Source organism: Microcoleus sp. T3_A4 (genome assembly GCF_036700465.1).
In the GTDB taxonomy this organism is placed as follows: Bacteria; Cyanobacteriota; Cyanobacteriia; order Cyanobacteriales; family Microcoleaceae; genus Microcoleus.
Genome location: NZ_JAUBOY010000036.1, coordinates 58,877 through 79,702, shown reverse-complemented (window position 1 = coordinate 79,702; position 20,826 = coordinate 58,877). Strand labels below are relative to the sequence as shown.

The window sequence follows — 20,826 nt, the reverse complement described above, 5'->3', positions numbered from 1 at the left end:
TCTGCCACATCTCTTGATGAGATTATTCGCGCTTATTGTGCAACTTAGTGTCTCATTTTTATTTGAAATAACTATAAGTTTATTATTATTGAAAATGTTCCTGCTAGAGTGTGTTTGGAAACGGGAGAGCGTTTTTTTTCGCCGGAAACTGTGGAACAGTTACAGAAAATGATTTGGGAAGATAGAAAGCCTATTAGGGTAGTTGAAACACCTGTGTTTGAGTTTGCCTAGCGGTTGGTTTAGATTTAGTTATAAGTGGTTGGAATTAATGCTTAAGGTGTAGGAACCTTTGCTTGTACGATCGCCTCCTTTAACAACTATTTTATAAGTGCCGTTACTAGGCAATTTTACAGTGAGTTGAGACTCTCGGCGATTCTGGGAGTTGCCTGTTTTTTCGGCAATATTTTTGCCGCTGGTGTCGAATAGTGTTATGTTGTGGTCGAATGCTCTGCTTTTGAGGTCGATCGTAATAGATTGACCTGCCCGTCCTTGAAAGCTGTGTTCGCTGGGGACGCCGTCTTTGAGGGTTCCCCGCTGCTGTAGGATGGAAAGGGAGGTGAGCTTTGGTCGATCGACATTGCTCAATTCTAAGCCGTAATTTGTCATGGGTACATCGAGGCCATTTCCTTCTCTGACTACGATGATAAAACCTGTTTTGTTGTTGATATCTCGGACTATTTTGTCAATAAAATTGGCTTGTATTTTTTGTTCATTTATAGGTTTTGGTTGATTAAAATTTGGTTTCGATATACAGAGAAGTACGCCTCCATCTTGATAGCGGGCGGCGTAGAACCAATAGTTTTGACCGTTAGTTGTAAATTCGTTTCTGCTAAAGATAGTGAATCTTTCAAGTTGCGGTAATTGCTGATTGCGCTGGCAATTTTTATCGATGTAGATTTGGTTGGCTGATGGCTGTTGCTGGGCAAAAACTGCTGGTACGGTAGTGGTTACAATTGCTGAGATGAGGGTGAGGGTGAGGGTGAAGGGTAATCGGCTTTTCATAAATACTTGTTTCTATTTGTTGTTGTCAGGTGCTGTACGGTATACTTCCTATTTTATCTTTGTTTTAAATAGTTTTCTAATTCCGCAGTGCGCTGTTTAGTCATGCGATCCAAACATTCATTGAGGAAACCTCGATAACCGGTACCGCCACGACTTTTATAAACTTCAAATTCACAGGTATTATCTCTTAACTTAATCCACCCTAATTGTGCTTCGGAAAGTAGCGATCGCTCTTCGCCACTCAATTGGGAAATCAGTTGTTTGTAAACCTCGTTCAGTCGTTGATCCGAGGCTTCATACCTCAACCGAATACAAGTTCTGACTTGTGCATCTCCTTGGGGGCGATCGCAATTAATTTGTTGAGCAATGGGAAAACTCGGAGATTGTGCAGAAACTGATGTGATACCGAAAATTGCCAAAAGCGCGCTCGACCAAAAGAGCGATCGACCTTTCCTCAACTCTATTTTCATTCCCCCTCAACCCACCTCTCTGATAAATTCTTTGTTATTTGTTGATATTAGCACTTCTCAAATGCCGCGCCAACTAAAGATAAAGCCACAATCGGTGCTGTCACCGCTCTTAAAATTCTACTACCCAAAGAAACAGCTTCAAAGCCCAATTCGATCGCTCTTTTAACCTCACCCTCAGTCCATCCACCCTCCGGGCCAATAGCTATGACAATCGATAATTCTCCCCCATCTTGCTCCCCCCTTATTAAGGGCGATTGGGGGGGAGCGAAACCCGTCGCTCCATCTTGCTCCCCCCTTAACAAGGGGGGCTGGGGGGGTTCTAAACCCTTCAAACAATCCCACAAATGCCGATTGTCTCCGCGAGCAACACAAATATATCGATATTTTTGACCGCAATCTTTCATAGCAACATCAAACGAAACAGGCTCTAAAATCGTCGGCACAATTTGACGTTCCGACTGTTCCGCCGCCTCCGCAGCAATCCTTCTCCACCGATCGACTTTTTGATCACTGGGTTTGAGCAAAGTTCGATCGCTAGTCATCGGCACAATACTTGCCACACCCAACTCCGTCGCTTGTCTCACAACCTCGTCAAAGCCGTTTCCTTTGGGCAATGCCGCCATCAAAGTAACTTCCACGGGTAGCTCCCTGTTCACAGCAATCTCCTCTGCTATGGAGGCAAATAACCCGGTTTCCCGTACTTCTAGGACTGCTAACCACCAATGTCCCCGTCCGTCCATCGCAATAAATCGATCGCCTGCTTGCAAACGTAGCACTCGATTTAAATAATGCTGCTGTTCTCTGGTTAAGTCGATTTGGCGATCGCAAATTTGAGCGGCAGTAATGGCTAATCTTTGTAATTGAGGCATTGAATTTGGGATTGTTCGTTTTCTATTAGAGATTTTTTTTATTTAACCGCAGAGAACGCAGAGAGCGCAGAGGAAGAGAGGAAGAAAAGAGATAGACAGCCGGGGTTTCAACCGATCAAAAACAATAAAGGCAGAGCATCTACAACCGGAATTATCTTACAAATTCGAGTTTTTTTCTGCAAATGCTCTGCCTTTATATTACTTTTGCCAGAAGTCTATTGAATACAATCGAAAATCACAAAGCGAAAATCGAAAATCGGCTTATGCTTCCTCCTTAATCTTCTTTAAATAAGTGGAAATCGCTTCTGTAGCTAGCTGCGTGATTGGCTTGCCCTGACGGGCTGCTTCTTCCTTGAGCTCGTTGTAGATTTCATCGCGGACGCTAATTCGACGGCGGACTTTGCCGCCGCCAGCAGTGGCAGTCTCGTTTTCATCGCCGTTACTAGACGTAACTTCTAATTCATTAATCTCAGTTGTCATCGAGTCAGCAGATTGGTAGTTGGTTACAAATTGACGGATAGATTCTAACCCGACGCGATCGCAAAAATTGCCAAAACTCTCGCTCAGTTGCCGTTTTTGCTTGAAATAAACAAAAATCGGCTCCAGAAAAGCTTCAAAATCCTTGACGTGCAGCTTTTCCTCAATTGGTTTTGCCAGCCGCGTTTGATCGGGAGAACCGCCCAGCCAAATCTGGTAGGATTCCGGCGAACTCCCGACAAACCCCAATTCTGCCATATAAGGGCGGGCGCATCCATTTGGGCAACCAGTCATCCGCACCACCAAATGCTCGTCTTGCAAGCCAACTTTGGTCAAAAGTGCCCGAATCCGCTCTAAAATGCTCGGCATCACGCGCTCAGACTCGGTAATCGCCAGCCCGCAAGTCGGCATTGCCGGACACGCCATCCCATAGCGCACCAATGGGTCGATCGCAGTTTCTCGCTGAATGCCGCATCGATCGAGTATTCCCTGAATTTCTGCTTTAATATCCGGCGAAATATCGTAAATCAGCACGTTTTGGTGTGGCGTCGCCAGTATCGGCAAGTTGTACTTCTGCACAATTTCCCGCAAAGCTGTTTTTAGCTGAAATGAACCTTCATCCTTGATCCGGCCATTATCCACGGAAATGCCGACAAACAGTTTACCGTCTCCTTGTTCGTGCCAGCCCAAGAAATCAAAATACTTCCATTCAGGCAGCGGTTTAAAGGCTTCTAGCGGCTTGCCAAAATATTCGGCTACTTTTTCGCGGAACCACTGTACGCCTTTGTCGTTAATCAGGTACTTTAGTCGCGCGTGCCGTCTGTCTGTGCGATCGCCAAAATCTCTTTGCGTTGCTACAATTGCCTTGACCAAATCGTAAACATCATCCTTGGCAACATAGCAAATCTCATCAGCAACCCGCGCAAAAGTCTCTTCTTTGTTGTGAGTACGGCCCAAACCGCCGCCAGCAAACACATCAAAACCTTGCAAGTCGCCAGCTTTATTGGTAATTACCACCAAGCTCAAATCCTGAGAGTACAAGTCAATTGAATTGTCTCCCGGCACGGTAACGGAGCACTTGAACTTGCGCGGCATATAATGGCTGCCGTAAATCGGTTCTTCTTTGTCGTCGCTAAAGATTGTGCCGTTGGCGTTTTTCTGTCTCGCGGCCTTGACTGCGGGGTCTTCCTCAGCCGAAACAGCTTTTTCGCCATCCAACCAAAGTTCATAATAAGCACCGGTTTGCGGTGTCAGCAAATCGGCGACATTGTTAGCGTATTGCAGCGCATACTGGTATTCTGGGCGATTTTTGTACGGTGCTGGAGGTGCCATGATGTTGCGGTTCAAGTCGCCGCAAGCTCCCAAGGTTGACCCCATATTTTTAATAATTGAGGAAAACACTGCTTTAAGATTTTTTTTCAACACGCCGTGAAGTTGGAAACCTTGGCGCGTTGTGACGCGGAGCGTGTGGTTGCCGTATTCTTCAGATAGCTTGTCTAAAGCTAGGTATAATTGCGGCGGAGTGAACCCGCCGGGATTGCGGGTGCGGAGCATGAACTGATAGTCTTTTTCTTGTCCTTTAACTCGATTGTCGCGGTTGTCTTGCTGGTACGAGCCGTGAAATTTGAGAATCTGAAGCCCCTCTTCGGTGAAGTGGGTAGTTTCTTGTAACAGTTCAGTCGCAACGGGTTCTCGTAAATAGTTGCTGCGTTCTTTGAGACCTTCTGATTTAGAGGGCTTGCGCGCAACTGGGGTTGAAGTGGAAGATGTGATCATGGGAATGTATAGTGCCAGTTATAATTAGATACAGCCGATCGAATATTTCTTGAAATTTTGACACTTGACAAATTTGCACTTGACAAATCTCCTCAGAAATGCTGTGTCGGATATGTTGACAACTCGGTTAACAAGTCAGTTAACAAGTAAGTTAATAACGGTAATCCGGTAGGAATTCTGATGTTGTTCAATTGTAACACGATCGAGCTGGGGCTGGAAAATTGTAATTAAGAGTTTATACTTTCGATCGCTTAACTGCACGAAATTTTACAAATAATTAACCTCAACCTTTGAAACTATGTCACTGTATGACGAAGACACCTTTGTGGTGTTAGAAACAAACCAGCCAGAGCAGTTTTTGACTGCGGCGGAACTGTTAGAAAAGCTGAAAGCCGTGTTAACCGAGGAACACGAAGATTTGCCGCAGGACTTGCATAAAATATCTGGCGTGGAAGCTCAAGCCAAGTATTTAATTGATACTTATTGTGAATTAGATGTCGGGCAGGGAAAATATTTGCAGTGGTATGCAGTGCGCTTGGAAAAGTAATTTTAGGGATGGGGAATTGGTAATACAGTTAGCCGTTAGCAGTTAACATTCAACAATTCTCCAATCTAAAATCCAAAATCTAAAATCGGTTAATCTTCTAACTGTTGAACCGAGGATACTTCTACTGCGGTAACATCGATCGTACCGGGCGGTGTCAAGCGACTAAAATGACCTTCCTCTATTTTCAGAGGTTCGCCGCAGTTGGCACACTGAAACTGAGTTTGATTTAAAGCTGTAAATTCGTATTGACAAACTGGACAATTGTCCTCAATTAAATTGCGTTTCAGCCACCACTGAAGCACGAAAAATGCGACCACAGGCGTCAGCAACAAAAAAGCTACTACAATCAACAGTGATTTAACTATCCAACCCAAACCAATAGACACCAACAAACACGCGATGCCCAGCAGTATCAGCCAATTACTAATACGGGGTAGCTTGAAAGATATTTTGGGGCTGCCTTGGTTCACGGTGGTCTCCTTGGGTGTCTTTGCAGGTAGGCATAACTCTATCCTACTCAGAAATTCAGGCGGTCGATCGAGTTAATTTTCCCATTGTACACCCAGAAACCGCTCTCTACGGCATAAGCTTATCTGAGTCAGAGGATTAAAAAATTCCTTCTAAGGATTGACAAAGGGATTCAAAACTAAATCTTGCCAGGGTTTGTTCCCTCAACCAGTCGCGATCACACCTTTTATCCTCCCCTCGCAGCATTTCCACACAAGCAACCGCAACTGCTGCCGAATCTCGGTGGGGAACTCGCCATCCCAGTTTACCATCTTGCAGCGGATCGGCTGACCCGTCCGCGTCTCCCGCCAGCACGGGTACTCCGCAAGCCAGCGCTTCCAAATAAACTATACCGAAGCCTTCCTGGGAGGGCATTACATAAGCATCGGCTAACTGGTAATGTGCTGCTAAATTTTCTGTCGGTACAAAACCCGCAAATATTACTCTTTCGGTAACTCCCAAATCATCAGCGAGTTTGACTAATCTAGATCGATCGTCTCCTCTGCCAATAACTAAGTATTTCACATTCGGAAAAGTTTCGGCTATTTGCGGCAACGCTTGAATGGTGACATCGACGCCTTTGTAAATATCTGTCGATCGCAATCTGGCTACAGTCATCAATATTTTAGCACCCACCAAATTGTACTGCTCTAATAAATCCTGTGGCTTCGGCCCAGTGGTAAATATATTTTCATCTACAGTACAAGGCACTATTTGGAACTTTTCGGGATTTAATTGGTTAATTTCGCAAGTGCGTGAAGCGAAGCTATCCCGTAGGGAATCGCGCGTGTACCTGCTAATAGTCCAAATACTGTCAGCTTGTCTCATTGCTGTTTGATATCTGGGCGGAAGCGGTTCCCACACTTCCTTGCCGTAAGTTAAAATTGTGTAGGGAATTCCCAAGGGTTGGCACAGAATTTGAATTAGCGGTGCGAGTTTGATGTGACCGCAAAAAACCCGCTGCGGTCGTTTTTGCAGCAATCGAGTTAGTAATACTGTAGCAAACTTAAGACGACCAAACCAGGGATTCTCGGTTTTGAGGTAATAAAATTTCAGATTTTTTGACTCGTAAGGATTGTGGCAGCCTTCGGAATCTCGCAACAGCAAAACTTCAGCTTGTGGCGGCGAGTTTGTCCCTGCGGTTATGGACACGTAAGCTTTGAGAATGTCTTGAACGTAGGATTGAATACCGCCTTCGCTAGCAAATATTTCTAGGAAACAGAATAGGTGATTTGCCGATCGCATCTCAGATTTACCCATTGACAGCGCAGACAATTATTGCATTATAGTGATTGTGTCCAAAAGGGCGATCGGCATTATCTAGAGCTTCTAAACCCTGTCCTGATGACTGTAATTGCAGGTTTTACAGGCACATATATGACTCGCCTACTCTCACCGTTAGTTTTGAGCGGCGCTCTGCTTTCTAACTAGGGCTTTTTAACGGGCTGCATGGGTGAGCGCGAAGCTTTGCTTTCAGTTTACTATGAGCTACCCTTGTTAACTGTAAACTTAATGATTTTTTACAATATCCTACCCCAAGCAAAATTTAAGATTTATTGAGTTGGCGCGGCGCGTCCGACCAGACCGAGGATTAGCATATCGGTGCCGATTGAGGCGATCGCATCTTTAGTTTTTGGTAAAAGTATGGTCTATCCAAAGATAGATAGCGAGGCTGTTTTTAACTGTTATCATCAGCAAACATAGAGAGTTAAATTCAATATGACTCGACCAGGTTTTAAAAGCAATTTCTGAAATATTTTGTTGAAAATATTCTCCTAAAATTTTCTCACAAGGGAAAAATTTTAATGCTCATAAAGCATTTAAAAAATTCAAGCATCGTTGATTTCTGGAGCAGGGAGGAGCGATACTGGATATTCGTATCTTTTCTGTTTCCCAAAGCAGTCTAACGAGCCGAGCCAGAAAGTTTTACGAGTCGAAAAAAACAAGGTATCGTACAATAATGTACGAAGAAAAGCAGAACCCCTAAAACATTAAGTATTCGAGCTTAAACCTGACCAAAGCTAATGTTAGGTTGGCAATGTCATATTTACGAGGGACTCTCTCAAAACGAGAATTCATTGGAGTTTGAGGTGAAACGAGTAACGATCGCACTCAGTCTTTTTAGTCTACTCAGCAGCGCTCTGGCAAGTTGCACCGCCACTTCCCAGAACGCTCAAAACAGCATACAACCCAGCAACTCCGAACTTTCATCAGTTGCTGTAGCAGTCCGTGACCTCGGCAATCCATTCTTCGTACAAGTTGGCAAGGGCGCTGAGGCCGCAGCCAAGAAAATCGGCGGTGCAAACGTGAGGACAACTCTCGTTTCCAGCGGCGACGATTTAAATCAGCAATTTAATCAAATCGAAAACTTTATTGCCTCTAATGTCAGCATGATTGTACTCAATGCTGCTGACACCAAAGGCATTGCCCCGGCTGTCGAAAAAGCCAAGCAGGCCGGAATTCCGATAATTGCAGTTGATACCGCCGCCGAGGGAGGCGTTGATGCGACAGTTACTTCAAATAACGTGCAAGCTGGCGAAGTAAGCTGTCAATATATAGCCGATCGCTTGAAAGGCAAAGGCAGCGTTGTGATTATCAACGGGCCTCCCGTCGCTTCAGTCGTCGAGCGAGTTCAGGGTTGCCAAAGTGTCTTCTCCAAATATCCCAACCTCAAGGTTCTTTCCAAAGATCAGAACGCTGAAGGCAGCCGCGATGGCGGGTTAAGAGTGATGAGCGATTTGCTTACTTCCTTCCCGAAAATTGATGCTGTTTTTGCAATTAATGACCCCTGTGCCATTGGTGCAGAATTAGCAGCAAAACAAGCACAAAGAAGTGAGTTCTTTATTGTGGGAGTCGATGGTGCACCTGAAGCTTTAGATGCGCTCAAACAGAACAACAGTCTCTTTGTGGCCACAGCAGCTCAAGATCCATTTCGCATGGCAGCCAAGGCCGTTGAAGTCGGTAACGACATTCTCAAAGGAAAAAAGCCAGCCAATCCAAACATTCTGATTCCAGTCGCGCTGATTACTCGCGAAAACGTCAATCAACATAAAGGCTGGACCAGCGAGTGACCTTCTTCGTGTCAAGTTAAGACTAAAACCCTTGAGGAATCCCGTTTTTCCCCGAGTCTAGATCCCCCTAAATCCCCCTTAAGAAGGGGGACTTTGAGAAGAATCTTCTCCCCCACTTCTTAAGGGGGCCTAGGGGGGATCTAAGTTTAATAGTCAAGCAGATTTCCTTACGGTATTTACAATGGTAAATAGCACTCAAGATTCAATTAACACTAAGCCCGTACTCGAAATGCAAGGTATTAAAAAAACCTTTAACGGTTTTATAGCCTTGCACGATGTAAATATCACCGTTTACCCAGGTGAAGTCCACGCCCTCATGGGGGAAAATGGTGCGGGCAAAAGTACGCTGATGAAAATTCTGGCGGGAGCCTACATAGCCGATGCAGGCGAAATCAGAATAGACGGCAAAGCTGTTAAGATGACAGACCCCGCTCAAGCCAGAGATTTAGGGATAGCGATTATTTATCAAGAACTCAATCTTGCCCCCAATCTGACAGTTGCTGAAAACATTTTTATGGGCAGCGAGCTGAAGAAAGGAGGTACATTTCTAGACCAAGATGAAATGCGGCGCAAGGCATCTGAGGTCTTGAAAAACCTCGATGCAAATTTTGAGGCGGGAGACCTGGTTTCTACACTTTCAATTGCGGAACAGCAGCAAGTCGAAATAGCTAGGGCGCTCAAACACAACAGCCGAATTTTAGTGATGGACGAGCCGACGGCCGCGCTTTCAGACCGCGAAACAGATAAGCTTTTTGAAGTGGTTCGCCGCTTGCGGAATGAGGGCATTGCTATTATTTATATCAGCCACAGAATGGCAGAAATTTATGCCCTTGCCGATCGCGTGAGCGTCATCCGAGATGGCGGATATATTGGCTCTCTTGAAAAGCACGAAATTTCTGCTAATCGTCTGGTGGAAATGATGGTGGGTCGTTCTTTACAGGATTTGTACGAACACAAGCATCAAATAACACCGGGTGCAGTTGTTCTTGAGGTAACAAATTTAAGCGACGGCCACAAAGTAAAGCCTGCCACTTTTCAACTTCATGCGGGCGAAATTCTGGGTTTAGCTGGTTTAGTTGGCGCCGGCAGAACAGAACTTGCCCGCCTGATTTTTGGTGCGGATCGAAAGACAAGCGGTGAAATAAAACTGGAAGGTCGTCATCTCAATGTCTCGACACCCGATGAAGCAATGGCCGCCGGAATTGCTTACGTGCCAGAAGATCGCAAGGCTCTCGGACTATTTTTGGAGGCAAGTTCGGGTGAGAATATCACCATGAATGTCCTCGATAGAGAAGCAAAAGCTGGCATTATTAACTCAAATTTTTTGTTGAAAGTTGTCAATGATGCTATTAATAATTTGCAGATTCGCCTTGCAAGCCCCAGCATCAGGGCAATGGATCTTTCTGGGGGAAATCAGCAGAAGTTGCTGCTAGCGCGTTGGTTGGCTATCAACCCAAAGGTACTTTTGCTAGATGAACCGACGCGGGGTGTGGATATTGGCGCCAAAAGCGAAATTTATCGAATTATTAGCGATTTGGCAGCCAAAGGTGTAGCTATTTTGATGATTTCCAGCGAACTGCCGGAAATTGTGGGAATGAGCGATCGCGTCTTAGTGATGCGCGCAGGAAGCCTTGTCGGTGAAGTAGGCGGATCGACTGGGGAAAAGATTACGCAAGAAAACATTATGGCTTATGCCACTGGTGCAAAAGAGGTAGTAAAATCATGAGTCAAACGCAAACAAAAACCAGCAGAAGTTCAGGGAGCGATCGCCAAAAAGCCAGTAAATCTCAAGCTTGGAGAAATTTTATCCAAGTGGCCGGTATCCTACCGATTTTGGTTGGCATCTGTATAATTTTTTCCCTGGTAACGCCCAACTTTCTTTCAGTTGGAAATTTGATCAATGTCATCCGGCAAGCATCGATCAATATTGTCCTAGCTACCGGCATGACTTTTGTGATTTTGACGGGCGGAATAGACCTTTCAGTCGGGTCAATTTTGGGCGTGACGGCAGTTGTCGGGGTGCTGGTTTCCTTAGTTCCAGGTCTGGGTTGGTTTGCCGTACCGGCTGCGTTAATAGCCGGAGTCTTTTTGGGATTGCTTAACGGCTCCCTAGTTGCCTATTTAGGTTTGCCTCCGTTCATCGTAACCCTCGGTTCTTACACAGCTTTGCGGGGAGTTGCTTATTTAGTAGCTAACGGCACTACAGTTATCAATAGAAATCTGAATTTTGCTTGGGTAGGTAACAATTATGTCGGCCCAATTCCCTGGTTGGTTATTATCGCTTTCCTCGCAGTTTTAGCGAGTTGGTTTGTCTTGCGACGGACTGTTCTAGGGAGGCATATTTATGCCGTGGGAGGCAACATTCGGGCAGCACGATTGACAGGTATTAAGGTGAGTCGCGTGCTGTTATTTGTCTATGGCGTGAGTGGGTTGCTTTCTGGTTTAGGTGGAATTATGAGCGCGTCGCGCCTCTACAGTGCGACGGGGATGTTGGGGCAAGGCTACGAATTAGATGCGATCGCTGCTGTAATTTTGGGAGGAACGAGTTTCACAGGTGGAATTGGTACTATTTGGGGTACTTTGCTGGGGGCTTTAATTATTGCCCTGCTCAACAATGGACTAACTCTCATGAACGTGTCTTTCTTCTGGCAGTTAGTTGTCAAAGGTCTGGTGATAATTATCGCAGTAACGATTGACAAAGTTCGCACCGGTTCAAGCGCAGCGTAAAGGTATTGTTAATTCGGTGTATCGGTTCCTTATTCGGAGCTTTTTCCTATGCACATCCAGCATTCTTATCACCTGATTACTGCTTTTATCCTGGGTTCACCTGCTGTATTTCTACTAACCTCATCCCCAAGTTTTGCTGCACCAATTGATAGATTAGTTGCTCCTGAACCGTTAAATACCTTGGCAGAAGACCCCTTCGCGCAGGTTAATTCTGTCTCTCAACTCTCGGATGTAAAACCAACTGACTGGGCGTTTCAGGCGCTGCAATCTCTAGTTGAACGCTACGGCTGCATTGTCGGTTATCCCGACGGTACCTACAAAGGAAACCGGGCGATGACGCGGTACGAATTTGCCGCAGGATTGAATAGCTGTCTCGATCGAGTCAGCGAACTAATTGCCACAGGAACAACCAACCAGATTACTAGAGAAGATTTAGCGATCGTCCAAAAGCTGCAAGCAGAATTTGCCACTGAATTATCGGTGTTGCGCGGTCGAGTCGATAGTCTCGATGCACGCACAGCCGAACTAGAAGCGAATCAGTTCTCGACTACTACGAAGCTGAATGCGGAAATTATCGTGGTGGTAACAGATACCTCTGGTAACAGTGTTGGGGATTCGCGCGATCGCACCAACACTATTGTTGCCAACCGGGGGCGATTAAATTTTGAAACCAGCTTCACCGGTCGCGATATGCTGAGAACCCGTTTGGAATTCGGCAACTTGGGCAGGATTGCCGACTATACGGGTACAAATATGACGGCCTTGAACTTTGATGGCAATGTCGATAACACAATCACCGTCCCTCACGTATTGTATGTGACCCCGCTGACCTCTAATCTGGCGCTGACCGTCGGCCCCACAGGTGTCGGGTATCCCGATATTACGGATTTGCTGACTCCTCCCACGATCGCCAGCGATAGTGAGGGAATTCCCTCGAAGTTCGGACAATACAATCCCCTCTACCGCCGGGGAGGTGGCGGTGCTGCTGTCAACTGGACGATCGTCAAAAACCTCACCCTGACTGTGGGCTATGTCGCAGGCAATCCCAATCTCTCGCAGCAAAGTAACGGTTTATTCAACGGTTCCTACAACGCTCTGGTTCAGCTTGCCTACCGGGGCGATCGCGGAGCCATTGGCGTAGCCTATTCTCGTACCTTTGCCCCAAGCGGTAAAGCCGACCTTACAGGCGGTACGGGCAGTTTTCTGGCTGCGCGACCGTTTGGGGACAATATTGCTACATCCAGCGATTCTGTAGGCGTACAAGGATTTTACCGCCTTGCTCCCCGGTTGCAAGTTCACGGTTGGGGCGTTTATACTCGCGCCAATGCAGAAAATTCTGGTGTTAGCAGCGTTTCTGATGGTAGAGGTGGCGTGGTTTTGCTAAATGTTGACGGTGGCGATCGCGCTGATGTTGTGTATGCAGCGATCGGGATAAGTTTCCCAGATGTGGGAGGTGAAGGCAACCTACCGGGGATTTTGGTGGGTTTGCCAGGTCGCGTGACGAGCAGTAATGTGCGCCACGAGCGAGATACTTCCTATCACATTGAAGCTTTCTATCGCTTTCAGGTCAACGACAACATTTCCATCACCCCTGGTGTTTGGGCCGTTGTTAATCCTGAGAATGACAGCCGCAACGACACTCAGTGGGTTTGGTTGCTTCGCACAGGCTTTAACTTTTAACACGAAACATATTTTAGTAATCTAGTCTTGGACACAAAAACCCAGTTTCTTGACGTAATTGCCTCATTTGAGACGATAATCGCGAGAAACCGGGTTTTTTAGACTGATAGTGCATTCAAGGCTTCAATTCCATGCCACACAACAAAAAACCCCTACCATCGCTGGCTGGGGTAGAAAATTATCAGGGTGCATCTACTAATATTTGCAACTATAACATACATTTGTGGGGTGTCACCCTCCAGGGGTGACACCCAACGAAGATTTTGAGTCAGAATAAATTATGATTCAATATGCCAATGATTAACAAAGCTGCTATATCATCTCGTTCTGTCCCAGCCGCTCTAAAATTTAAGATTTAGAATAAATCTGTGCTAGACCTCAAATTAATCCGAGAAAACCCGCAAGCCGTGCAAGAAAGCCTCAACCTGCGCGGAGGTAACTATGAAATAGAGCCGATTTTGCAATTAGACAAACAGCAGCGGGAGTTGGAAGGCAAGCGATCGCAACTACAAGCCCGCAGCAACGAAATTGCCAAACTTATAGGTCAAAAAAGAAAATCGGGTTTACCCCTCGAATCTCCCGAAATTCAGGAACTGCAAGCAGAAGGCAACGCAGTCGGCACCGAGTCGAACGAACTGCAAGCACAGGAAAAAGACCTAAAAGCTCAAATAGAAGCTTTATTGCTACCGCTGCCAAACTTGCCAGGTTCCTCAACGCCGATCGGCAAAAATGAAGAAGAAAACGTCGAAATCCGGCGCTGGGGAGACGAATATATTCCCCACAATTCCGGTATTTTACCGCACTGGGAAATCGGCGAAAAATTAGGAATTCTCAACTTTGAGCGGGCCGTAAAAATCGCTCAGCCCCGCTTTGTGAGCTTAATTGGAGCTGGTGCAGCCCTGGAAAGAGCGATTATTCAATTCATGCTCGACCGCCACACAAAAGCCGGTTATGTAGAAGTAATTCCCCCATTTTTAGTTAACACTGAATCCCTCACCGCTACTGGTCAATTACCCAAATTTGCTGAAGAAAGTTTCAAGTGTGACCAAGATGATTTGTGGTTAATTCCTACTTCCGAAGTTCCGGTTGTCAATTTGTACAGAGGTGAAATTTTGACAGCAGAACAGTTGCCAATTTATCACTGTTCTTATACTCCTTGCTTTCGCCGCGAAGCTGGCAGTTACGGCAAAGATACGAGGGGATTAATTCGACTGCACCAATTTAATAAAGTTGAATTGGTAAAACTCGTGCATCCGAGTACCTCCGAGGCAGAGCACGAAAAGTTAGTACAGGATGCTGAGGGAGTTTTACAGGCGCTGAAATTGCCTTATCGGGCGATCACATTGTGTACGGGTGACTTAGGTTTCGCGGCCGCAAAAACCTACGATTTAGAGGTGTGGCTGCCATCTGCTGGCAAATACCGCGAGATTTCCAGTTGTTCCAACGTCGCAGATTTTCAGGCGCGGCGGGCAAATATTCGCTTTAAAGAAGCGGGGAAAAAAGGCACTCAATTCGTTCACGCCCTCAACGGTTCCGGTTTAGCTGTGGGCCGCACAATGGCGGCAATTTTGGAGAATTACCAGCAGCCAGACGGAACTGTAAAAGTGCCGGAAGCCTTACAACCCTATTTGGGACGGGAAGTTTTATAAACAAGATGATTCGGCGATTAACTGGTAGCCCAGGCTCTGCCTGGGAACCGATGTACAGAGGCTCTGCCTCGCTTGCTTGCGAAAATTGCAGGCAGAGCCTGTGGATCTCCGTTACCAGGCTCTGCCTGGTAACGAGTAACGAGTAAAACTCTTGTGGTGTAGGCATCCTGCCTGCCCTTGGCTGGCTATTTACCAGATGTCTATTACAGTTGGAGCAACGCTTCTTTGATATTTAATGCTAAAAATCTATCCAATGCTAGATACATCCAATAAACAGATAACTGACTATCGCTGCTAGTCTTCTGAAATCCCAAAGCCAGGGACTGTTTTTCGTACATGGGGTGAATCATCAGGGTGTACAAGTCGCAAAGATTGGGAAAATCTGTTTGCATTTCGCCTAAAACTTTTTGTGCGTCTTCGAGAAAAGCAATGCGGTATTCTGACAAATACTGCGGATCGATCATCCAACTGCGGACAAATACTGACTGGCAGTTTATATCTGCTGGTAGCGCCATCTTGAAAGGATCGATATCGGAAATAGAACTTAAATGAAGCCCTTTACTAGCAGCATTAAAAAAATTTACTTCAGATTCGCTAGCTGTGGGATAAAGTAAGTAAAATCCGACTGGATTGAGATTATCTGAGCGGCGCAAAACTCGCATTCCCTTTGAGTATTGATCGGCAAAAAGCCGGAGGATTTTAGCAATTTTGTGGGGAACGGCGTTAGTATTGCGGTTCATCCAGTTGTAATTGGTGGCTAATAAATTGGCAACGGGAATCGCGTCGCACCGAGGGTTGAAGTCATCTAATTGGAGTTGTACTGGCTTTTGAGGTTCGGCGGTATCTAAAATTTCTGAAACTGGTTGAATTTGAATTGCCGTAGCGTTACCATCAAAGTGTTTTGCGATTAATCCGAGTGCTGCTAATTTATCTAACATCATTCCGGCGGCGCGATCGCTCCCGCGATCGGAATCGGAGTAAAATAGTTCGGCGGCTTCCCGGTGAGTGCACTGCACTTCTGTTGCTGGCACTTCCAGTTTTGCCAGCGGTGGTTTGAGACGGGGCTGGCTTTCCTGAAGCTGTTTCACCGATAAGTAAACCCAAAGCCTGATAAAGCATTCAGCCCTAGTGCGAGTTACGCCTACTCGTTTCATCAACAGCGAAACAGCCGTGCGGCGTTGAGAAGGAGAATACCAAGTATCTAGTTTTGCAATATCCATTTCAGTCGGGAAGCTGCGAAGGAACTCTAGTTACATATTGGCTCAATTACATAAAACTTCACCCCGCTTCAGGTAACTTGTTGCCGCTGTTGCTCAACTTGCCTGATTTCCGGCGACTCTACAAGATAGCTGCTTCCTCCTTGCAAGTTCACTGCTTCACAAAGCACCATCAATTTTAGATATTTTCTGGCTTGATTTAACAAAGCAACGAACCTGAGTAAATTAGCAACTTTAGAGGTTTACCCCATGTACAGTGCTTATATCAATCGGATGGGAAAATTTTTGCCGGGAGAACCGATTAATAATGATGAGATGGAAGAATATCTCGGCAAAGTTGCCTCGCGCCCTTCGAGAGTCAGGCAGCGAATTCTCAACAGCAACGGCATTCAACAGCGCTACTACGCGATCGACAAACAGCAGCAAACACTATATTCTAACAGCCAAATGGCAGCGTTTGCCGTCCGTGACGCGATCGCCCAGGCAAATCTGGAACCAGGGGCGATCGACTTACTGGCCTGCGCTACTACTTTACCAGATTTATTAGTACCGGGATTTGCCAGCACAGTACACGGGGAACTTTCCGAATTCTCTCCCCTAGAAATAGTTTCAACTCAAGGAGTTTGCTGTGCCGGAGTTAGTGCTTTAAATTACGCCGTCTCTCAAATCGAACTCGGCAAAAAACAAACAGCAATTGCCGTCGCTTCCGAATTTCCCTCGCGCCTGTTCAAAAACACCAAATTTGAAACAGAGACTTCAGTGCAAGCGGGAAAACCCCTGCCTTTCGATACAGAATTTCTGCGCTGGATGCTCTCCGACGGTGCCGGAGCATTCTTGCTCCAAAACCATCCTAGCGCAACAGGAATTAGTTTAAAAATAGAATGGATTGAACTCGTTTCTCACGCCAATGCTTATCCTGTTTGTATGTATTCAGGATTAGCCAACGAAACATCAACTAAAAGCTGGTTGGATTATTCCTCCTACCTCGATGCAGCCACAGCGGGAGCTTTTGACTTGCGGCAAAATATTCGATTGCTGGACAATGTAATGAAATTAGGCGTTGAAGGTTGGCTGCGGTTGATTAAAGCCGGGAGAGTTTGTCCGCAGGAAATCGACCGGCTGCTGTGCCACTATTCGTCTCACTTTTTCCGGGGGCAAATTGTAGAACTTCTGGAACAAGCAGACTGCATGATTCCTGAAGAAAAATGGTTTACCAACTTATACACACGGGGAAATACAGGCTGCGCCTCGATTTATTTAATGTTAGAGGAATTGTTCAATTCGGGTAAGTTGCAGCCGGGACAGAAAATCTTTTGTTTTGTCCCGGAAAGCGGGCGCTTTACCACGGCATATATGATGTTAACTGCTGTGGAAAATACCCATAAGCTTATGAGTTCTGCAATTTCTAACTTTCATGAGGTTCCCGAAGCTTCGCCTCTCGAAAGCGTTAAACCCGAACACCCCAACTCTCCGCAAGCTTATTTGTTGCGGGAGTTAGCATGGATTTGGCTGAAGTTCGATCGCGAAATTCGTTCTGTTCCTATTGTCCGCAAATTGTACCGAGGAGAGTTTACAATAGAAGATTATCAAGCTTTGCTGTGCAATCTTCGCCCGCAAGTTGTAGAGGGAGCTCGCTGGATTGCTCGCGCTGCTTCTAACATGAGTGACTTTCGACTGCGATCGACTTTTATCGGCCACGCCCAAGACGAACACCGCGACTATCAAATGCTAGAACAAAATTATGTTTCTGTGGGCGGTGAATTGGCAAAGATTGTGGAATATGAGAAGAATATTGGCAGTGAAGCACTATCAGCTTTTATCTTCCACCAAGCATCGCGGGACAATCCGGTTGATTTAATTGGCAGTATGTTTATTATCGAAGGATTGGGCAATCAGTTGGCGGGCAAGTGGGCCAAACAGATTCAAGAAACTCTCGGTTTGCACTCCGAACAAGTATCGTTTTTAGCGTACCACGGAGCTAATGACGAGTCGCATTTAGCCAAACTGGAAAATTTGATTAATGCCGAATGGATGACAGATGATATTGCCCGCCGCATTGTTAAAACTGCTCGCGTCACTGCTCGTTTATATTTGCTGCAATTGGAGGAAATTCGCTAATGCAAAAGCTGCAAAAACAAGATACCGAAAATCTCCCAGATCAGCGAAAAATACCTTACGCTACCAAACCCTACAATCGCCGAGATCCGAATGTTTGGGATGTGCTGTTTTGCGATCGATCTATTCCCGTCGATTTAGTGGCAAAAGCATATATGATCCGGGATTTGCAAAACTGGACTCGCAGTTATTTGCTGATTCCGATAAAAGTAATTGCTAACTTGTTGCTGGCGGTAATTATGACAACAAAGCGCCTGTTGCCATTTCAATTCCACGCTTACACTTTAATGCACAAATCGGCTGCATTTTTCCTAAATAATTTTGTATCGCCAGAAGCTTGTTATTTAATTGTCCGACACATCTGCATCGGCTCCAACATTATCAACTTCTTGATTGACAACGGCCCCGACGCCCAGATAGAAAAGTCAAAGCTTTATCCGCGCACTGTTAGCGATTTAGCTGACAATGCGTTTCTCGAACACGACTTAATTCTCTATAACTTTGTCTGGGATTACAACCAGGCAATGCTGACCAATCCTAACTGGTTGCAAGTCGTCAAAAAACGGGGAATAAATTATGATAGTATTCAACCAGTAGAAGTTGCCATAGATTTTGAAAAACGCAGATGGCTAAACATTCTGGATTTAGAATCTGCGATCGAATTGTTTAAAGTATTTTATTCTCTGTGTTTGACTAGCGACGAATTTGCGCGAGCAGTGATGTCGCTTCAGTTAGATGAAAACTTCGGAGTGTACGTCAGCGAGATTACCGGAAATTGCGACTGGAATCATGTAATTGTCAATCGCCATCCGCTAGCGCCCAACAGTCCGTTTAATGCGGCACGCGACTTGTTTTTGCACGGAATAATTGCGGAATATCTCTATCGGTATTTGGAACTGCAAAAAGAGATGATAAATGTTTCAAAGTAAGGTGCTTAGGTATGTGAAACATAAGCACCTTACGAATATAAGTAGCGCGTGCAGTAACTTTTTGCGTAAGTCCTGCAGTTTGAAAGAATCGTTAATTTTCAGGTATAAAATTAATAGTAAAACTCAAGCTGCTACTAGCTGTGCTTGTTCTGCTGCTTGGGGCAAAGTCTGATTTACCACTATCCACTTGCCTGTAATTGGGTCGCGGTAAGTAATAAACGGATTAGATTTTAAAGGTTGACTGCAAGGTTTAGCGCTCATTTCTACACACTCCCCATAAATGGTATTGAATAACTTCTACAACACCATACCTTTAATAATCGGCTGTTTTGTCTAAAATCAGCGTGATTTATACCTCAACAATAGGTGATATTTTAGGTATGTTTTGGTGACATAGAACACTGCCTAATGTGATTTAAAACTGCGTTGGCAGTGAGCAGTATCACCAAAAACCTTCCGTAACAAACATTTGCCTTCTGGCTTTTACCTTCTACCTTTAAGAGGGCCACTATTTTCAGTATACATCTGATATTATTAAGTAAGGTAAAGACGTTGATCAGAGATCCCCTTACAAACTTATGGTGCTATTTGGATTTGGCAAAAAGTCGAGCCTGCCCTCTCCCCAAGAGGCATTACCGGGACGGGCAGAGTCGATGTCGGTACCGGCAACTCACTTTGTTAACGGCAATCCGCTCAAACCTCCCTTTCCAAACGGCATGGAGACTGCGTTGTTTGGCCTGGGCTGTTTTTGGGGAGCGGAACGCAAATTTTGGCAACAAAATGGAGTTTTTTCGACTGCTGTTGGCTACGCAGCCGGGATTACTCCGAATCCTACTTACAACGAAGTTTGTAGCGGGATGACGGGACACAATGAAGTAGTTCTGGTTGTGTTCGATCCGAAAGTAATTAGTTACGAAACGCTGCTCAAAGTTTTTTGGGAAAGTCACAATCCTACTCAAGGAATGCGTCAGGGCAATGATTCTGGTACTCAGTATCGATCGGGCATTTACACGTATTCAGCCAGCCAAATGCAGTTAGCTGAAGCTTCGCGAGATGCTTACCAGCAGGCTTTGACGGCGGCCGGTTACGGCAAGATTACTACTGAAATTATTGATGCTCCTGAGTTTTATTACGCAGAAAGCTATCATCAGCAGTATCTTGCTAAAAACCCGAACGGTTATTGCGGTTTGGGCGGTACTAAGGTTTGTTTGCCTGCTATGTCTCAGGCTTAAAACTTTGACAAGGGGTATTTTGAGGCGGTTGCAATACTCCGGCAGTCCGGCAGGGGTTTAAACCCCTGCCTCAAAGCTTAAGTCGTCTTCAGACGACTGAAAGGTTATTGAGATGGTAAAAGGGATTAGTTGAAAGCAGGTAAAATAATGCTGGCTGGTGTGGTAATTATCAATTTAATGATATCTCTGGTCTGTTTTTATATCGCTGCGAAAGTGTGGAAAATCAGGCGGACGATCGCACGTTTGGAACTTCGGATCGCAGCAATCGAACGCTGTAGCAGCAATGTCCTCACTATGTCGCCGGCTTTCCTTGGTAAAAGGCAGCAAGGTACCCACCAACTGCGACTACGTTATCAACAACTAGAGTTGCAACTGCAACAGGTTCAGCAACTTTTGGGATTGCTGGGTTTGGGACGGATGCTTTGGTCCAGGCGCGATCGACCTTTCAGGTAAGCTATCCTAAAATTGCCGCCCGTGCTGACTCCGTAGGATTTTCAACAATATTTCTACCTTTGTAAAGGGCTGCGATCGGGCAAACGCCCCTAAAATTGGTGTATG

At 45.6% G+C, this 20,826-nt stretch carries 20 protein-coding genes; 11 read left to right on the top strand and 9 right to left on the bottom strand.

Annotation, left to right across the window (positions count from 1 at the left end; all coding sequences use genetic code 11):
* The first annotated feature begins 108 nt into the window (after nt 1–108).
* Nucleotides 109–231, top strand: coding sequence for a hypothetical protein (locus QUA07_RS20590; RefSeq protein WP_333328559.1), 123 nt, complete (start codon nt 109–111; stop codon nt 229–231).
* 18 nt (nt 232–249) lie between these two features.
* Here QUA07_RS20590 and QUA07_RS20585 read toward each other — a convergent pair whose 3' ends face one another.
* The 4 genes from QUA07_RS20585 to sir all read right to left on the bottom strand — a co-directional run bounded on the left by QUA07_RS20585 (nt 250) and on the right by sir (nt 4,594).
* Nucleotides 250–1,002 carry a PPC domain-containing protein gene (locus tag QUA07_RS20585; RefSeq protein WP_333328557.1) on the bottom strand — a complete coding sequence of 251 codons (753 nt, stop codon included), beginning with the start codon at nt 1,000–1,002 and terminating at the stop codon, nt 250–252.
* Between the two features lie 53 nt (nt 1,003–1,055).
* Entirely contained in the window at nt 1,056–1,472 is a 417-nt protein-coding gene (locus QUA07_RS20580; protein WP_333328554.1) for a lysozyme inhibitor LprI family protein, read from the bottom strand.
* Between the two features lie 47 nt (nt 1,473–1,519).
* A complete protein-coding gene (locus tag QUA07_RS20575; protein ID WP_333328551.1) occupies nt 1,520–2,341 on the bottom strand; it encodes a 16S rRNA (uracil(1498)-N(3))-methyltransferase in 822 nt (273 codons plus the stop codon).
* Nucleotides 2,342–2,602: 261 nt separating this feature from the next.
* Entirely contained in the window at nt 2,603–4,594 is a 1,992-nt protein-coding gene (gene sir / locus QUA07_RS20570; protein WP_333328548.1) for a sulfite reductase, ferredoxin dependent, read from the bottom strand.
* A gap of 298 nt (nt 4,595–4,892) precedes the next feature.
* Between sir and QUA07_RS20565 the strand changes: the two genes are divergently transcribed.
* Nucleotides 4,893–5,141, top strand: coding sequence for a chlororespiratory reduction protein 7 (locus QUA07_RS20565; RefSeq protein WP_333082948.1), 249 nt, complete (start codon nt 4,893–4,895; stop codon nt 5,139–5,141).
* Nucleotides 5,142–5,230: 89 nt separating this feature from the next.
* Here the strand turns inward: QUA07_RS20565 and QUA07_RS20560 are convergent, their stop codons facing one another.
* Both QUA07_RS20560 and QUA07_RS20555 read right to left on the bottom strand, forming a co-directional pair.
* Nucleotides 5,231–5,611 carry a hypothetical protein gene (locus QUA07_RS20560; RefSeq protein WP_333328545.1) on the bottom strand — a complete coding sequence of 127 codons (381 nt, stop codon included), beginning with the start codon at nt 5,609–5,611 and terminating at the stop codon, nt 5,231–5,233.
* 136 nt (nt 5,612–5,747) lie between these two features.
* A complete protein-coding gene (locus tag QUA07_RS20555; protein WP_333328542.1) occupies nt 5,748–6,908 on the bottom strand; it encodes a glycosyltransferase family 4 protein in 1,161 nt (386 codons plus the stop codon).
* 764 nt (nt 6,909–7,672) lie between these two features.
* Between QUA07_RS20555 and QUA07_RS20550 the strand changes: the two genes are divergently transcribed.
* From QUA07_RS20550 to serS, 5 genes are all read left to right on the top strand, one after another.
* On the top strand, nt 7,673–8,719 hold the full coding sequence (locus QUA07_RS20550) for an ABC transporter substrate-binding protein (RefSeq protein ID WP_333328539.1): 1,047 nt from the start codon (nt 7,673–7,675) through the stop codon (nt 8,717–8,719).
* Between the two features lie 181 nt (nt 8,720–8,900).
* On the top strand, nt 8,901–10,445 hold the full coding sequence (locus QUA07_RS20545) for a sugar ABC transporter ATP-binding protein (RefSeq protein ID WP_333328535.1): 1,545 nt from the start codon (nt 8,901–8,903) through the stop codon (nt 10,443–10,445).
* A complete protein-coding gene (locus QUA07_RS20540) occupies nt 10,442–11,446 on the top strand; it encodes an ABC transporter permease subunit (RefSeq protein ID WP_333210503.1) in 1,005 nt (334 codons plus the stop codon). Before QUA07_RS20545 ends, QUA07_RS20540 begins: the two co-directional genes overlap by 4 nt.
* 48 nt (nt 11,447–11,494) lie before the next feature.
* Entirely contained in the window at nt 11,495–13,126 is a 1,632-nt protein-coding gene (locus tag QUA07_RS20535; protein ID WP_333328532.1) for an iron uptake porin, read from the top strand.
* 368 nt (nt 13,127–13,494) lie between these two features.
* The gene (gene serS / locus QUA07_RS20530) at nt 13,495–14,775 is read left to right on the top strand and encodes a serine--tRNA ligase (protein ID WP_333328529.1); all 1,281 of its coding nucleotides are present in this window, start codon (nt 13,495–13,497) and stop codon (nt 14,773–14,775) included.
* Between the two features lie 203 nt (nt 14,776–14,978).
* Here serS and QUA07_RS20525 read toward each other — a convergent pair whose 3' ends face one another.
* Nucleotides 14,979–15,995, bottom strand: a complete 1,017-nt coding sequence (locus QUA07_RS20525) for a hypothetical protein (RefSeq protein WP_333328526.1) — start codon at nt 15,993–15,995, stop codon at nt 14,979–14,981.
* Nucleotides 15,996–16,063: 68 nt separating this feature from the next.
* The gene (locus QUA07_RS20520; RefSeq protein WP_333328523.1) at nt 16,064–16,198 is read right to left on the bottom strand and encodes a hypothetical protein; all 135 of its coding nucleotides are present in this window, start codon (nt 16,196–16,198) and stop codon (nt 16,064–16,066) included.
* A gap of 43 nt (nt 16,199–16,241) precedes the next feature.
* Here QUA07_RS20520 and QUA07_RS20515 point away from each other — a divergent pair, with 43 nt between their 5' ends.
* Both QUA07_RS20515 and QUA07_RS20510 read left to right on the top strand, forming a co-directional pair.
* On the top strand, nt 16,242–18,110 hold the full coding sequence (locus tag QUA07_RS20515; RefSeq protein WP_333328519.1) for a 3-oxoacyl-[acyl-carrier-protein] synthase III C-terminal domain-containing protein: 1,869 nt from the start codon (nt 16,242–16,244) through the stop codon (nt 18,108–18,110).
* On the top strand, nt 18,110–19,036 hold the full coding sequence (locus tag QUA07_RS20510) for a DUF6999 family protein (RefSeq protein WP_333328516.1): 927 nt from the start codon (nt 18,110–18,112) through the stop codon (nt 19,034–19,036). The genes QUA07_RS20515 and QUA07_RS20510 overlap by 1 nt, the downstream gene beginning before the upstream one ends.
* 123 nt (nt 19,037–19,159) lie before the next feature.
* Here QUA07_RS20510 and QUA07_RS20505 read toward each other — a convergent pair whose 3' ends face one another.
* Nucleotides 19,160–19,297, bottom strand: a complete 138-nt coding sequence (locus QUA07_RS20505; protein ID WP_333328513.1) for a hypothetical protein — start codon at nt 19,295–19,297, stop codon at nt 19,160–19,162.
* A gap of 317 nt (nt 19,298–19,614) precedes the next feature.
* On the opposite strand from QUA07_RS20505, the gene msrA reads away from it, so the two are divergent.
* Both msrA and QUA07_RS20495 read left to right on the top strand, forming a co-directional pair.
* Nucleotides 19,615–20,268, top strand: a complete 654-nt coding sequence (gene msrA, locus QUA07_RS20500; protein ID WP_333328509.1) for a peptide-methionine (S)-S-oxide reductase MsrA — start codon at nt 19,615–19,617, stop codon at nt 20,266–20,268.
* Between the two features lie 129 nt (nt 20,269–20,397).
* Nucleotides 20,398–20,721 carry a hypothetical protein gene (locus QUA07_RS20495; RefSeq protein ID WP_333328506.1) on the top strand — a complete coding sequence of 108 codons (324 nt, stop codon included), beginning with the start codon at nt 20,398–20,400 and terminating at the stop codon, nt 20,719–20,721.
* Nucleotides 20,722–20,826 lie beyond the last annotated feature (105 nt).